This window comes from Micromonospora sp. DH13 (assembly GCF_020873825.1).
GTDB lineage: Bacteria > Actinomycetota > Actinomycetes > Mycobacteriales > Micromonosporaceae > Micromonospora > Micromonospora haikouensis.
Window position 1 is genome coordinate 1 of record NZ_JAHWGR010000026.1, and the last position, 14,276, is coordinate 14,276.

General features: G+C 73.4%; 13 protein-coding genes. 3 read left to right on the forward strand and 10 right to left on the reverse strand.

Annotated features, from left to right (window positions below):
• Positions 1-85: 85 nt before the first annotated feature.
• Both LPA42_RS22795 and LPA42_RS22800 read right to left on the reverse strand, forming a co-directional pair.
• Positions 86-3,652 carry an ATP-binding cassette domain-containing protein gene (locus LPA42_RS22795; protein WP_077936677.1) on the reverse strand — a complete coding sequence of 1,189 codons (3,567 nt, stop codon included), beginning with the start codon at positions 3,650-3,652 and terminating at the stop codon, positions 86-88.
• 210 nt (positions 3,653-3,862) lie between these two features.
• The gene (locus tag LPA42_RS22800) at positions 3,863-4,702 is read right to left on the reverse strand and encodes a DUF4081 domain-containing GNAT family N-acetyltransferase (protein ID WP_077936676.1); all 840 of its coding nucleotides are present in this window, start codon (positions 4,700-4,702) and stop codon (positions 3,863-3,865) included.
• 174 nt (positions 4,703-4,876) lie between these two features.
• On the opposite strand from LPA42_RS22800, the gene LPA42_RS22805 reads away from it, so the two are divergent.
• Positions 4,877-5,482 (forward strand): PadR family transcriptional regulator, encoded by a 606-nt coding sequence (locus LPA42_RS22805; RefSeq protein ID WP_228986844.1) that lies wholly within the window; start codon positions 4,877-4,879, stop codon positions 5,480-5,482.
• A gap of 182 nt (positions 5,483-5,664) precedes the next feature.
• Here LPA42_RS22805 and ispG read toward each other — a convergent pair whose 3' ends face one another.
• The 6 genes from ispG to LPA42_RS22835 form a co-directional block, all read right to left on the reverse strand.
• Complete coding sequence (gene ispG, locus LPA42_RS22810; protein WP_077936673.1) at positions 5,665-6,837, reverse strand: flavodoxin-dependent (E)-4-hydroxy-3-methylbut-2-enyl-diphosphate synthase; 1,173 nt, start codon at positions 6,835-6,837, stop codon at positions 5,665-5,667.
• Between the two features lie 9 nt (positions 6,838-6,846).
• Positions 6,847-8,097: an RIP metalloprotease gene (locus LPA42_RS22815; RefSeq protein ID WP_077936672.1), complete on the reverse strand. Its 1,251-nt coding sequence runs from the start codon at positions 8,095-8,097 to the stop codon at positions 6,847-6,849.
• Positions 8,097-9,356, reverse strand: a complete 1,260-nt coding sequence (gene dxr / locus LPA42_RS22820; protein WP_077936671.1) for a 1-deoxy-D-xylulose-5-phosphate reductoisomerase — start codon at positions 9,354-9,356, stop codon at positions 8,097-8,099. The genes LPA42_RS22815 and dxr overlap by 1 nt, the downstream gene beginning before the upstream one ends.
• Before the next feature lie 52 nt (positions 9,357-9,408).
• The gene (locus LPA42_RS22825) at positions 9,409-9,552 is read right to left on the reverse strand and encodes a hypothetical protein (RefSeq protein WP_158229389.1); all 144 of its coding nucleotides are present in this window, start codon (positions 9,550-9,552) and stop codon (positions 9,409-9,411) included.
• An 84-nt stretch (positions 9,553-9,636) separates the two neighbouring features.
• The gene (locus LPA42_RS22830; RefSeq protein ID WP_096761599.1) at positions 9,637-10,044 is read right to left on the reverse strand and encodes a hypothetical protein; all 408 of its coding nucleotides are present in this window, start codon (positions 10,042-10,044) and stop codon (positions 9,637-9,639) included.
• Positions 10,045-10,258: 214 nt separating this feature from the next.
• Positions 10,259-10,807 (reverse strand): GNAT family N-acetyltransferase, encoded by a 549-nt coding sequence (locus LPA42_RS22835; RefSeq protein WP_077936669.1) that lies wholly within the window; start codon positions 10,805-10,807, stop codon positions 10,259-10,261.
• Between the two features lie 51 nt (positions 10,808-10,858).
• On the opposite strand from LPA42_RS22835, the gene LPA42_RS22840 reads away from it, so the two are divergent.
• Positions 10,859-11,722 (forward strand): YhjD/YihY/BrkB family envelope integrity protein, encoded by an 864-nt coding sequence (locus tag LPA42_RS22840; protein ID WP_077936668.1) that lies wholly within the window; start codon positions 10,859-10,861, stop codon positions 11,720-11,722.
• A gap of 72 nt (positions 11,723-11,794) precedes the next feature.
• On the opposite strand, the gene LPA42_RS22845 is transcribed toward LPA42_RS22840, so the two are convergent.
• Both LPA42_RS22845 and LPA42_RS22850 read right to left on the reverse strand, forming a co-directional pair.
• The gene (locus LPA42_RS22845) at positions 11,795-12,001 is read right to left on the reverse strand and encodes a DUF397 domain-containing protein (protein ID WP_077936674.1); all 207 of its coding nucleotides are present in this window, start codon (positions 11,999-12,001) and stop codon (positions 11,795-11,797) included.
• A gap of 4 nt (positions 12,002-12,005) precedes the next feature.
• A complete protein-coding gene (locus tag LPA42_RS22850) occupies positions 12,006-12,887 on the reverse strand; it encodes a helix-turn-helix transcriptional regulator (protein WP_077936667.1) in 882 nt (293 codons plus the stop codon).
• 507 nt (positions 12,888-13,394) lie between these two features.
• Here LPA42_RS22850 and LPA42_RS22855 point away from each other — a divergent pair.
• Positions 13,395-13,664 (forward strand): hypothetical protein, encoded by a 270-nt coding sequence (locus tag LPA42_RS22855; protein WP_077936666.1) that lies wholly within the window; start codon positions 13,395-13,397, stop codon positions 13,662-13,664.
• Positions 13,665-14,276 lie beyond the last annotated feature (612 nt).

Below are 14,276 nucleotides of genomic sequence, written 5' to 3' on the forward strand. Positions count from 1 at the left end.
GGGCGCCTTCGGCCCTCCCCCGCCCCGCGCCGCCGCGGGCCCGCGCCCGCGGCGGCGCGGGCGGGTCAGCGGCGGCGCGGGCGGGTCAGCCGGCCAGGTGGCCCCAGTCCCGTTCCAGGTCCCGCCAGGGGCCGTGGGCCGCGACGGTGCCGTCGACAAGCACCACCACCTGGTCGGCGCGGACCAGCGCCGCCCGCTTCGACGTCGAGCCCACCACCGTCACCCCGTGTTCGCGCAGCGCCGCCCACAGCTCCAGCTCCGTGGTGACGTCCAGCGCCGAGGACACGTCGTCGGCGACCAGCAGTTCCGTACGCGGGGCCAGCGCCCGGGCCAGCGCCAGCCGCTGGAGCTGCCCGCCGGACAGCCGGGTGCCCTTGTGCCCGATGAGCAGGCCCAACCCGCCCTCACCGACGCCACCGGCCGCCGCCAGGTCGTGTTCGAGCTGGGCCGTCGACACCGCCGCGGCGGCGTCCACGTCGTGCCCGAGCGCCACGTTGTCGGCGACGGTGCCGGAGAGCACCCGGGGCAGCTGGCCGACGTAGCCGACCTGCTGGGGACGCAGGAACACCTCCGGTTCGGTGACCGGCTCGCCGTTCCAGCGCAGGGTGCCGGTGTGGTGCACGATCCCGGCGAGGGCGCGCAGCAGCGACGACTTGCCCGACCCGACCGGCCCGACGACGAGCACGAGCTGCCCGCGTTCGACGGTCAGGTCGACGTCGTGGGCAGCGAGCGTACCGTCGGTGTGCAGCGCGCCGAAGCCGGCCAGCTCCAGCCGGCGCAGCGGACGCCGGGGCGGGGGCTCCGGCGCGGGCGCGGTGCCGGCGGTCAGGTCGACCCCTGGCACCGACGCCGAGTAGGCCCCGACCCCGGCCATCGCGACCGTGCGGCGCGTCCACACCCGGGCCGACGGCAGCTGGGACACCAGCGACGCCGTCGTCCAGGCGAACCAGCGGGCCGCGCCGAGCGTGGAGACCGCGACCAGGGTCGCCCCGGCGGACAGCCCACCGCCGAGGTAGAGCGCCCAGGCGCCGATCGGCAGCAGGCCGCTGGCCAGGGCGGGCGTCGACCGGGCCCAGACCTGCACGGAGATCTCCCGCCGCTGCCGCTCGCTGCGGGCGGTGTCGAGGTCGGCCAGGTGGCCCAGCACCGGCCGGGTCGCGCCGGCCAGCTTCACCGTGCGGGCCGCCGACAGCGACGACACCAGCGCGGTGGCGAACGCCGCCCGCGCCGCCACCGTGGCCCGCGCCGACCGTTCCAGGCGCGGCCCGAACAGCGTCGCGGCCAGCCCGGAGACGACCATCGTCCCGGCGAAGAACAGGGCCGGGACCCAGCTGCCGGAGACCAACGTCATGGTCACCACGATGAGCACGGAGATGGCCTGGTCGAGCATGTTGTCGGCGAGGATCACCACCCGCTCGGTGTCGCCGCCCTGGGCGACCACCTCCGCCGGGGTGTGCCCGCTGATCCGGCGCGGGCCGGTCTGCCCGTGCACCAGCCGCAGGCTGATCCGCAGCATCTGCCGCACCCACCAGTTGGGGAACATGGTGCTGGTGAGGTAGGGCACCGGTGTCGTCACCAGCAGCGCGGCGACGATGCCGACCGCCGGCCACCACGGGCCGCCCACCCCGTCGACCAGGTCGGCCCAGAGCCAGGGCAGGATCGAGCCGTCGAGGCCGAGCAGACCCCCGAAGCCGAACAGCGTGATCGCCGCGAGGCCGTACCGCGGGTTGTTGGTGGTGAGGCGGAGGATCTCCCGCATCGTGCGGGTGCGCGGGGCCGGCGGCAGCTCGGGCGGCTCGACCTTCACCCGCGCGGTCCCGACGGGCGTGTCGGACCCGCCGGGCGCGCCGGCTTCCCCGGGGCCGCCGGGCGCGTCCGACCGCGGCGGGTCGGTCAGCACGGCGGCGGCGCCGCCGGCCCGCCCGCCGACGCCCGCGCCGGCCCCGACACCCGCTCCGACACCCGCTCCGGCGTACGCGGAGGCGTGGCTGACGGCCAGCAGCTCGGCGAACCGCTCCGAGGTGTGCAGCGGCCCCGCCTCGACGACCGCGCCGTCGGCCAGCACCACCACCTCGTCGCAGCGGCGCACCGAGGAGAGCCGGTGGGCGATCACGATGCCGATCCGGTCGGCGAGCAGCCGGTCGGTGGCCCGCTGCACCAGCGTCTCCGTGACCGGGTCCAGCCGCGCGGTGGCCTCGTCGAGGATCACCACGTGCGGGTCGCGGACCAGGATCCGGGCGAACGCGACGAGCTGCTCCTGCCCGGCGGACAGCACGTACCCGCCCTCGCCCAGCCGGGTGTCCAGGCCGTCGGGCAGCCCGGCGATCCAGGCGGTCAGCCCCAGCTCGTCCAGCGCCCGGGCGGCGTCGGCGAGCAGGTCGGGGTCGAACAGCGCGACGTTCTCGGCGAGGGTGCCGGCCAGGATCTCGGTGCGCTGCGGCACCACGGCGATCCACCGGCGCAGCAGCTCGACGTCGAGGTCGAGCAGGTCGGTGTCGCCGAGCAGGACGGTGCCGCGCGGCAGGTCCACGGCCCGGGTGAGCACCTTGGCCAGGGTCGACTTGCCGGACCCGGTGCGGCCGACGAGGGCGTACGACCGGCCCCGGGCGAACGTCAGCGAGACGTCGCGCAGCGCCGGCGCGCGGTCGCCGTCGGAGCCGCCGGCCGGGTAGCGGTAGGTGAGGTGGCGCACGACCAGGTCGCCGTCGACGGGCTCCCGGCCGCCGGCCGGCTCCTGCGGGGCGTCCTGGAGCAGCTGCACCCGCCCCCAGGCGCCGAGCGCGTACTGCAGCTCGGGCACCATCCGGCTGACGTGCTCGACGGTCGCGCCGAACGCGAGCACGAGCAGCCAGACGGCGGTCAGCCGGGCCGCGTCGATCCGGCCGGCGGCCAGCGCCCACGCCCCGCCGAGGACCACCCCGACGATGCCGACGCGGATGACGCCGGCACCGGTCGCGGTCACCCACGCGGACATCCGCCACACCAGGTTGCCCCGGGCCAGCACCGTCGCCGCGCGTCGGGCGAAGAGCCGCAGCACGTACGGCCGGGCGAGGCTGGTGCGCACGTCGTCCTGGCCGTGGACGGCCTCCTCCATCACGGCGGCGAGGTCGGTCCAGGCCTCCTCCTCGGCCATCCGGGCCGGGGCGATCCGCCGCGTCGGGCGGCGCAGGACGAGGGCGAGCAGCGCGGTCAACGCGAGCATGCTCACCCCGGCCGGCCACCAGACGAACATGGCCACGACCGTGGAGAGCAGGCCGGTGGCGCTCATCTGGGCGATGCGTACGCCGTGCCCGCGCACCTCGGAGGCCACCTGGTAGACATCGCCGTCGATGCGGTCCAGCAGCTCGCCGACCGGGGTGCCCTCCAGGGTGGGCAGGTCCTGCCCGAGCGCCACCCGGCACAGCCGCCGCCGCACGTCGGCCGACCAGTCGGCGGTGACCCCGGCCATCACGAGCCCGATGGTGAGGTCGGTGACGACGGCCGCGCACAGCGCCACGGCCAGGACCGCGAACAGGAAGCCCGAGCGGTGCACCAGCACCGGGCCGGCGAGCGCCGCGGCGGCGGCCTGGCCGGCGGCGCCGAGCACGATCAGCGTCGCCACCAGCGTCATCCGGCGTGCCGAGGTGGCCCACAGGTCACGGAAAAGGCGCATGTCGGTCCCTCCGGACACTCGGGTGGCGGTGTTTCCACCCTCCGTGATCCGGCCGACGCCTTCAACGCATTTACCGCCCGCGCCACCCGCCCGGGTGCCCTCCCCACCCACCGCGCCCCGCGCTCCCCGCACCCCCGCGCTCCCCGCGCCCGGGGTGAGAGGGGAACCCTTCTCTACCGCAGGCGTTAAGAGGGGGCCCTTCCTTGCACCTCAGAAGAGGACGGTGGCGAGGGTGCCGACCGGGCGGAACCCGCAGCGTTCGTAGACGCGGCGGGCCGGCAGGTTGAAGTCGTTGACGTACAGGCTGACGGTCGGGGCGACCCGCAGCAGCGCGTCCCGGGTGACCGCCGCCATCGCCGCCGCGGCGATCCCCCGGCCGCGCCACTCCGGGGCGACCCAGACCCCCTGGACCTGCGCGGTGTGCCGGGTCACCACCGCCAGCTCGGCCTTGAAGACGACCTGGCCGTCGACGAACCGCGCGTACGCCCGCCCGGTGCGGACCAGGTCGGCGACCCGTCGCCGGTAGCCGCGCCCGCCGTCCTCGACCAGCGGCGAGACGCCGACCTCCTCGGTGTACATGGCGACGGCGGCGGGGAAGAGGCGGTCCACCTCGTTGCCGCGTACCAGCCGCACGTCGGGGTCGACGACGACCGACGGGAGCGCGTCGGTGGCCAGCAGCGGCTGGTTGGGCCGGACGTCCCGGGCCGGCCCCCAGTGCCCGCAGAGCCGGTCCCAGAGGCCGAGCACCGCGTCGGCCTGGCCGACGATCGACGAGCAGAGCCGTTCCTCGGCGCCGAGCAGCTCGGCGTAGGCGGCGACGGCCGACTCCGAGGCGAGCACGGGGGTGAGGTTGCCGCCGAGCCAGCAGATCGACTCGAGGTGACGGCGCGCGCCGTAGCCCAGGATGCGCGCCTCGGCCCGCCACCAGGCCAGCCCGCGCGCGGTGACCCGCTCGGCGACCTGCGCCCCCGCGAACGGGTCGAGGTCGAGCAGCCGCTCGACCGCACGCCGCTCCGACTCCCCGAGTTGCCGCACCGGCGCCGTCAGCACGCCTCCAGCCTGCCAGATCGGCCGCCCGCCCCGCCGGCCGAGTACGGAGTCCGCCGTGGGCCGGGCCGGGGTCCCCGGCGGCCCGGCGGCCGGCGGCGCAGAAACGAGTTGTTGCCGACCGGTTGGCGATATATCGTTGATGCATCAGCGACAGAACTTCGAGGGGAGAGAACCATGGGGTTCCACCGACGGACGCACATTCACGAGGCGCGGATGCGGGGCTTCGGCTTCCCGCCGTTCCCACCCGGTCCTCCCGGCCCGCCCTTCCCGCCGGTCCCGCCCGGCCACGGGGGCCCGCACGGCGGCGGGCGGGGTGGCCACCGGGGGCGCGGCCGGGGGCGGCGGCCCAACGTCCGCGCCGCCGTGCTGGCCCTGCTCACCGAGCGGCCGATGCACGGCTACGAGATGATCCAGGAAATCGACTCCCGCACCGGCGGGGCCTGGCGGCCCAGCCCAGGGTCGATCTACCCGACCCTCCAGCTCCTGGAGGACGAGGGCGTCGTCGCCGCCGCGACCGAGGAGGCCGGCGGCGGGCGCAAGCGGTTCACCGTCACCGAGGCGGGCCGGGCCGAGGCCGACGAGGCGGCGCAGGCCCCGCCGTGGGGCGAGTTCGCCGAGGACACCGTCGCGAGCTGGCACGACATCCGCGACGCCGGCACGCAGGCGATGCACGCGCTGCGGCAGGTGATGATGACCGGCACCGACGACCAGCGGGAGCGGGCCGCGCAGGTGCTCGCCGAGACCCGGCGCAAGCTCTACGCCATCCTCGCCGAGGGGTAAGGAAGGGCCCCTTGTTAACGCATACGGTCGAGAAGGGTCCCCTTCTCACGCCCCGCGCACCGCCCGCGCACAAGGCACGCGCGGCACAGCAGGCACGCGCGGCACAGCAGGGCACACGACCAGGGGGCCGTTCCCGGCGGAACGGCCCCCTGTCGGCGCGTGGTGCGGCGTGGTGCGGCGGGTCAGTGCACCGTGACGGTGGCCCCCGGGAGCAGGTCCCGCAGCTCCTCGGGCAGCTCCGCGCCCATCTCGTCGGCGATCCGCAGCGCCTCTTCGATCAGCGTCTCCACGATCTGCCCTTCGGGGACGGTCTTGACGACCTTGCCCTTGACGAAGATCTGCCCCTTGCCGTTGCCCGAGGCGACGCCGAGGTCGGCCTCGCGGGCCTCCCCCGGACCGTTGACGACGCAGCCCATGACGGCCACCCGCAGCGGCACCGGCAGCCCCTCCAGGCCGGCGGTGACCTCCTCGGCCAGCTTGTAGACGTCGACCTGGGCCCGCCCGCACGACGGGCAGGAGACGATCTCCAGGCCCCGCTCGCGCAGCCCCAGCGACTCCAGGATCTGGTTGCCGACCTTGATCTCCTCCACCGGCGGGGCGGACAGCGACACCCGGATCGTGTCGCCGATCCCCTCGGCCAGCAGCGCGCCGAAGGCGACCGCCGACTTGATGGTGCCCTGGAACGCCGGCCCGGCCTCGGTGACGCCGAGGTGCAGCGGGTAGTCGCAGCGCTCGGCGAGCTGCCGGTACGCCCGAATCATGACCACCGGGTCGTTGTGCTTCACCGAGATCTTGATGTCGCGGAAGCCGTGCTCCTCGAACAGCGAGCACTCCCACAGCGCCGACTCGACCAGCGCCTCGGCGGTGGCCTTGCCGTACTTGGCGAGCAGCCGCTTGTCCAGCGAGCCGGCGTTGACGCCGATGCGGATCGGCACCCCGGCGTCGCCGGCCGCCTTCGCGATCTCCTTGACCTTGTCGTCGAACTGCCGGATGTTGCCCGGGTTCACCCGCACGGCGGCGCAGCCGGCGTCGATCGCGGCGAAGACGTACTTGGGCTGGAAGTGGATGTCGGCGATCACCGGGATCTGCGACTTGCGGGCGATCGCCGGCAGCGCCTCCACGTCGTCCTGCGAGGGCACGGCGACCCGGACGATCTGGCAGCCGGACGCGGTCAGCTCGGCGATCTGCTGGAGGGTGGCGTTGACGTCGGAGGTGAGGGTGGTGGTCATCGACTGCACCGACACCGGCGCGCCCCCACCGACCGGCACCGAGCCGACCATGATCTGGCGGCTGGCCCGGCGCGGGGCGAGCGCGGGGGGCGGCGCGACGGGCATACCGAGACTGACTGCGGTCACTTCAGGCACTCACCTTGAGAAGAGCGTGATCGGGTTGACGACGTCCGCGGTGACGGTCAGCAGTGTGAACACGCCGCCGATCAGGATCACCACGTACGTGATGGGCATGAGCTTGAGATAGTCGACGCGGCCCGGGTCCGGGCGGCCGAACCGGGCGAAGACCCAGGACCGGACCCGCTCGAACCAGGCGATGGCGATGTGGCCGCCGTCGAGCGGCAGCAGCGGCAGCAGGTTGAACACGCCGATGAAGAAGTTCAGCGACACGAACAGCATGAAGAACACCAGCCAGGCGTTGTTCTCCACGGCCTCGCCGCCGAGCCGGCTCGCGCCGACCACGCTGATCGGGGTGTCCACGTCCCGCTCGCCGCCGGTGATCGCCGTCCAGAGGGCGGGCACCTTCTGCGGGATGCGCTTCATCGCCTCGTACGTGCCGACGGCCATGTCGCCGGTGAACCGGGCGGTCCCGCCGAGGGCGGCGACCGGGCCGTACTGGACCCGGGTGGGGGTGCTGAACTGGAGGCCGATGCCGAGCGCGGCGACCGGGCCGACCGTGCCCTTCGGGTCGTCCAGGGGCGGGCGCTGGGTCTGCGCGAGCACGGTGCTCGTGGTGCCGGGCTGGCCGTCGCGGACGTACCCGATCTGGGCGGTGTCGCCCGGCTTCGTGGCCCGCAGCGCGGTCAGCAGCTCGCCGTAGTTGTTGACCGGGGTGCCGTTGAGCGAGGTGATCCGGTCGCCGTCGCGCAGGTTGGCCGTCGCGGCCGGGCTGGCCGGGTCGCTCGCCGCGCACTCGCGCACGGCGTTCTCCGGCACCACGCACTTGGCCAGGGCGATGACCGCCGGCTCCTGGCGGGCCTCGGCGTCGGTGGTCGGGAAGTCGGGGTTGGGCAGGCCGGCGGAGACGGCGATGATCCAGGTCGCGACGAGGGCCAGCGCGAAGTGGGTGACCGACCCGGCGGACATCACGATCGTCCGCTTCCAGACCGGGTAGCGCCACATCGCGCGGTGCTCGTCGCCCGGCTCGACGTCGTCGTCCTGCGGCGTCATACCGACGATCTTGCAGAAGCCGCCGAGGGGGATGCCCTTGAGGCCGTACTCGGTCTCGCCCCGCTTGAAGCTCCAGATGGTGGGGCCGAAGCCGACGAAGTAGCGGGTGACCTTCATCCCGAACGCCTTGGCGGTGAGCATGTGCCCCGCCTCGTGCAGGCTGACCGAGACGAGGATGGCCAGGGCGAACAGGACCACCCCGAGCAGGTACGCCATCAAGCTCCTTCCACCGATGCCGATGCCGACGACGCCGCCGAGACCGACGACGCCGCCGATGGTGACGCCACGATGATCTCCTGCGCGTGCGCGCGCGCCCACGACTCGGCGGCGAGCACGTCCTCGACGGTACCTGGTTCGGCGAAATCGGGAGCGTCGTCCAGCACCCGCCGGAGGGTGTCCACGATGCCGAGGAACGGCAGCCGGCCGGCGACGAACGCCGCGACGCACTCCTCGTTGGCCGCGTTGTAGATCGCCGGGCGGCAGCGTCCCGCCTCGCCGGCCGCCTTGGCCAGCGCCACCGCCGGGAACGCCTCGTCGTCGAGCGGGGCGAACTCCCAGGTGTGCGCGGTGGTCCAGTCGACGGCGGCGGCGGCGTCCGGCACCCGGTCGGGCCAGCCGATGCCCAGCGCGATGGGCAGCCGCATGTCGGGCGGGCTGGCCTGGGCCAGCGTCGACCCGTCGGCGAACTCGACCATCGAGTGGATCACCGACTGCGGGTGCACCATGACGGTGATGTCGGAATAGGGCACGTCGAACAGCTCGTGCGCCTCGATCACCTCCAGCGCCTTGTTGACCATCGTCGCGGAGTTGATCGTGACGACGGGCCCCATGTTCCAGGTCGGGTGCGCGAGGGCCTGCTCGGGCGTGACCTGCGTCAACTCGTCGCGCCGCCGCCCCCGGAACGGCCCGCCGCTGGCGGTGACCACCAGCCGGCGCACCTCGCCCCTGGTGCCGCCGCGCAGGCACTGGGCCAGCGCCGAGTGCTCGGAGTCGACGGGCACGATCTGCCCCGGCCGCGTCACCGCGGCCTTCACGAGCGGGCCGCCGGCCACGAGCGACTCCTTGTTGGCCAGGGCGAGGGTACGCCCGGCGCGCAGCGCCGCGAGCGTCGGCGCGAGCCCCAGCGAGCCGACCACCCCGTTGAGTACGACGTCGCAGGGCCACTGCGCCAGCTCGGTCATCGCGTCCGGCCCCGCCACGATCTTGGGCAGCTTGAACTCGCCGCTGGACCAGCCGCGCCGGCTCGCCTCGGCGTAGAAGGCGAGCTGGAGGTCCTGCGCGGCCGACGCCTTCGCCACCCCGACCGCCTCGACGCGCAGTTCGAGGGCCTGCGCGGCGAGCAGCTCGACGTTGCCGCCCCCGGCGCCGAGCGCCACCACCCGGAACCGGTCGGGGTTGCGCCGGACGATGTCGATGGCCTGGGTGCCGATCGAACCGGTCGAGCCGAGCAGCACAAGATCGCGGGGAGTTGTCACCCGCCCATTCTTCCCCAGCCGGGCTATGCGCCCGCTGGGAGCCTCGCCGCCGTCAGTGCGCCTCGTCGCCCAGCAGGTCGGCCGGGTCGACCGTGAACCCGAACGGGCGGATCATCGTGAACGTGCTGCCGGCCGCGGCGACGGCCAGCGGGCGGTATTCGCCGTCGACCAGCTCGTACAGGGGCAGGGTCGGCACCTAGCCGTCGCAGCCCTCGACGCAGCGCATCGCACAACCTGTCCGACGGAAGTCGGGCCTGGGTAAACGGGTGGCCGGATCACGTCACCAGCCGCTGAAGGCCACCAGGAAGCCGATCCCGAGGCCGCCGAGGACGAGCAGGTAGCCCAGGCCGATGAAGACCAACCGGCGGTGCCGCAACGGCAACGGCACAAAACCGGCGAGAGCGACCAGCACCCCGAGTACGGCACCGCCGGTCGGTGCGAGCACCGCCAACTCACCGGCTGGCCCGCAGATCATCAGCCCCTCGGTTCCCTCGGTGCCGCAGGCGTCCGCGGCCATCGGTAGGAACATCCCGACCAGTGCCACGATCAGGGCGAGCACGACCAGGAGCACGACCGCGACCACGGCGACGGCGGTGGCCGCCGCACTCCCCGGGCGGGCCCCCGCTGCACCCGGGCGGGTGCCCGCCGACAGCGGGGCATAGCCCTGGGGACCGCCCGGCACCACCATGTCCGTCCTCCTGCTTGTCGCAAACCCGGCCTGCCGAGGTTGCCTGGGATCTCCCCGGGGCTGCCGGCGCGGGCACGAGCGTAGGCCGCCGGCACCGGTCCGGCAACGGCTGACCAGGTGAAGTGTCGGCACCGACCAGCGGGGTGCATCCCCAGGGTCCGCGTGGCGGTGTTGCCAGCGTTGTCGGCTGCGGTGACGCGCCCGCCAGGCGCTGTCAGGCGTGGGGGCGGAGGACGAAGGCGTCCAGCTCCTCGCCGCCGTACCAGTCGGTGCGCCGGCCCACGTAGGCCATGCCGAGTCGTCGGGCCACCGCCGCCGACGCCGTGTTGCCCGGCGACACCACCGCCCACACCCGCGGGGTGCCCGTCGCCAGTTCCCGGGCCACCAGCGCGCGGGCCGCCTCGGTGGCGTACCCGTGGCCCCACGAGTCGGGGTGCAGGTGCCAGCCGACCTCGATGTCGGTGGTCGGCACGCGCTCGTCGCGGCCCGGCAGCGGCTTGAGCAGCACCGTGCCGACGACCCGCCCGTCGGCGCGCGTCTCGATCGCCCAGGTGCCGTACCGGTCGCCGTGGGCGGCGTGCCGCTCCCGCCAGGCGGCGAGCCGGTCGACCGCGCCGGACGGGTCGGTCAGCGGCAGGCCCGGGGCCGCGCCCAGCCAGCGCACCACCTCGGCACGAGAGTAGATGTCGTAGATCCGGGCCAGGTCGCCCGGCTCGGCGGTCCAGTCGCGGACGACGAGGCGTTCCGTGGTGAGCACGGTCATGACGCGGGATCGTAATGCGTACCGGGCGGCGGGGCGGGGAAGAAGGACGCGGTGGCAGACGGATGGCAGCGGGCAAAGCGGATCGTCAGCGCCGCGTTCCGGCCGGTACGCGGGCGGGACCTGTCGCTGCACGCCGCCGCCATCACGTTCTACGGCGCGATCGCCGTGGTGCCCGTGGCGCTGCTGGCCATCTGGACGACGGGGCTGGTCGCCGGGGCGGACCGGGTGCGGCGGCTCACCTCGTACGCCATCGAGACGCTGCCCACCGACATCGGTGCCAACCGGGCGGTGGCCGCGCTGCTGGAGGCCGGGCTCGGCCTGACCCCGGCGCTGGCGCTGGCCTCGCTGCTGCCGGCGTCGCTGTACGGCGAGGGGCTGCGCCGGGCGTTCGTGTCGGTGGCCGCCCCGCGCGAGCCGGGCGGGGCGCTGGTCGGCTGGCGGGGCCGGCTGCTGCTGCTCCCGCTGCTCGCGCCCGCCCCCGCGCTGCTGCTGTCGATCCTGCTGGCCCTGCCGGTGACGACCCACCTGGTGCGCCAGGGCGGCTGGCGGGGCGCGCTCGGCGTGGTCCTGTCGTTCCTCGGCGTCTGGCTGGTGCTCACCCCGGTGCTGATGTGGGTGTTCCGGGTGGTGGGGCCGGCGTCGCCGGACTTCCTGTCGACGCTGGCGATCGGGTCGTTCACGGCGGCGAACCTGTCGGGCTTCCTGCACGGCTTCGTGCTGTTCGCGTCGCTGCCGCTCGACCTCGGGGTGCCGTTCGGCGGCTTCGACGCGATCGGCGGCGGGGTCGCGGTGCTGCTCTGGCTCTATCTCTTCCACGTGATCGTGCTGGCCGGGTATTCGGCGACGCTCGCCCTGTCGGACTGGCGGGCCCGCCGCGCATCGAGCACGCAGGCCCGCCGCGCCGCCGCACGGTGAGCGCGCGCGGGGGCGCGGCGGGCCTGTTGCCCGGTCTTCTACCCGGTGTCGCCAGGGGCGGTCGGGCGTGCCCTACCGGGCCGCCGCGTCGAAGCCCGAACGGGACGCCGCGACGCGGCCTGCCCGGGTGGCCCCGACGAAGCCGGCCCAGGCCGCCGGGGCGAAGCTCAGCGTCGGGCCCTGCCGGTCCTTGCTGTCGCGCACGCCGACCGCCTCGGCGAACGCCGCCACCTCGACGCAGTCACCTTCCCCGCCGGAGCGGGTGGACGTGCGCCACACACCGTCACGCTGCACTGGACATCTCCTTCGCTGTCGATGCGATCAGCTCGCGGGACTCGGCCCCGCTCAGCGCCCGCTCGGCGAGCGAGCGCCAGGCTTCCTCGTACGTCTCGATCTCGTGCGGCCTGTCCAGGTAGACCGCGCCGCACGGCCCGTCGGAGTAGATGGTGGTCGGCTCGGGCTCCCGCACCTGCTGCGGGAAGTCGAGCATGGTGAACGTGCCCGCCTGCGACCAGCGGAACAGCCCGGCGTCCAGCGGCAGCACCCGGACGGTCACGTTGTGCTGCCCGCCCGCCACCGTCAGGGCGTCGAGCTGGCGGACCATCGCCGCCCGGTCGCGCAGCGGCCGGCGCAGCACCGCCTCGCTGAGGATCACGTCGAGCTGCGGCGGCCGGGGGATCGCCCGGACGAGCAGCCGCTGCCGGCGCAGCCGCACGTCCACCTTCGCCCGGCGTTCCGCCTCGCTCAACTGCGGGCAGTCGGTGGCGATCACCTCGGTCATGTACTCGACGGTCTGCAACAGGCCCGGCACCAGGTCGGCCTCATACTTGCGGATCCGCGTCGCGGCGGACTCCAGGCCGACGTACAGCTTGAACCAGTCCTTGATCGCCTCCCCGTAGCTGTGCCACCAGCCGTGCGCCTTGGTCTCCCGGGCCAGGACGCGCATGGTGTCGATGGTCTCGCGGGACGCGCCGTAGACCCGGCACATGGCCTCCACGTCGTTCGGGTGCATCGAGACCTGACCCGTCTCGTAGCGCCAGATCCGGGGTGCCGACCATTCGAGTTCCTTGGCCGCCGCCGCGACCGTCACGTACGCGTTCTCGCGAAGCTCCCTCAGATATCTGCCGAGCTGCCTACGCGGGACTGTGCTGCCCGAGTCGTCCACGTCATCCCCTTATCTGTCGTCGCGTAAGGCACCTCATCCCTTGATCCGCATTCTTCTCCGAAGCATTGCTCACCGCCAGCAACGAAACGAGCATCATCAGTGACCACCGCTTCGCGGCGTGGTCCCCCCGAGGGGGCAGGAGCCTCCCCCGACCTCATCCCGGCTCCTGCCCCCATCCCCATGAACCGACCCGACCCAGGAGGCGCACGTGGGCATCCCCGGAAGACGCCGCACCGACCGGCCAGTGCCGCTGGGCCCGACGCACCGCCGCGATTGGTCCCGCTGGGGGCGACACTGCGTGTGCGGCCTGCGCTGGCCCTGCCCCGACCGCATGCTGTGCCGGCCCGGCCCTGAGCGGCAGGCGGGCAGGCGGTGAACCGGCCACGCCGCCCCGACCGCCCGGCTGGTGGCCCCTCTGTTGGCGGCCCTGTCAACCGCACCGTCGAGGGCTCCGGCGACCGCGCCGCACCGGGCCGCCGAGCCCCTACGGTGGGGCGGGCGACGACCATGAGCAGCGGGTACGGGGTGTCGCTGGCCGAACTGCGCCGGCACGAGGCGACCCGTCCGGCGTGGCGGTGTCGGGTGTGTGCTGCGCCGTGGCCCTGCCAGCCGGCGAAGCTCTGCCTACGCGCCGAGTACGCGCGGGATCGGGTCGGGCTGGCGATCTACCTGTGCGTGCTGATGCACGACGCGATCGCCGACCGGCTGCGCACCAATCCGGAGGAGGTGGATCCGGCGGCCTATTTCGCCCGCTTCGTCGCCTGGACCCGCCACTGACCGCCCGCCCCATCGCGCCTAAATCCCGAGGTTCAAAGGCGGGCGACTACCGAATCAAGGCCTGTTTCTTAAGTCGAGCAAAAATGAGCAAGCCGACGAAGATAATGAGCGCGGATCAGCTGAAGCTGAGTAGGTCATCGAACCCTCATTGACCGCCCGACCTCAACGCAATAGTCGACAACCGAAACCAACTTTACCAGCTCGGCAGACTGCTCCGCCTTCATATCTTCTTCCGCACTGCCAGCATAGGATCCGACCCCCCAAGCAGCACACACCTCATGCAGACGCGACTGCATTCCCAGGACCCACTCGAGTGCGAGCATGCCGTCATCAAGGAGGCTCAGATCGAACATTGGCCGAAGGCAGGTTTCAACCCTAAACCAAGGAACCACACCCCCGTAGTCCATCATTTCCTCAAGACATATCCGTTCCTCTGCAGCGAGCAGAGCAGTGAAAGCATGGAAGTGGGCCCAACCATAACTCGCAGGCGAAGGCGCGAGATCCGAGCGATCTCCTGCTCTACACTCGACCTCGTAAACGACCACCTAACTCCTCACAGTTGAACTTCGACCACCGGCCCGACGGATTAACCGAATGGGCAGAATCCATCGA

Bases quoted from the DNA above. Each gene is read 5' to 3' on its own strand.
- LPA42_RS22805 (WP_228986844.1), top strand. From the start codon at position 4,877: ATGGGGTTCCACCGACGGACGCACATTCACGAGGCGCGGATGCGGGGC.
- LPA42_RS22795 (WP_077936677.1), bottom strand. From the start codon at position 3,652: ATGCGCCTTTTCCGTGACCTGTGGGCCACCTCGGCACGCCGGATGACG.
- LPA42_RS22830 (WP_096761599.1), bottom strand. From the start codon at position 10,044: ATGGTGGTGCCGGGCGGTCCCCAGGGCTATGCCCCGCTGTCGGCGGGC.
- LPA42_RS22855 (WP_077936666.1), top strand. From the start codon at position 13,395: ATGAGCAGCGGGTACGGGGTGTCGCTGGCCGAACTGCGCCGGCACGAG.
- LPA42_RS22835 (WP_077936669.1), bottom strand. From the start codon at position 10,807: ATGACCGTGCTCACCACGGAACGCCTCGTCGTCCGCGACTGGACCGCC.
- LPA42_RS22815 (WP_077936672.1), bottom strand. From the start codon at position 8,097: ATGGCGTACCTGCTCGGGGTGGTCCTGTTCGCCCTGGCCATCCTCGTC.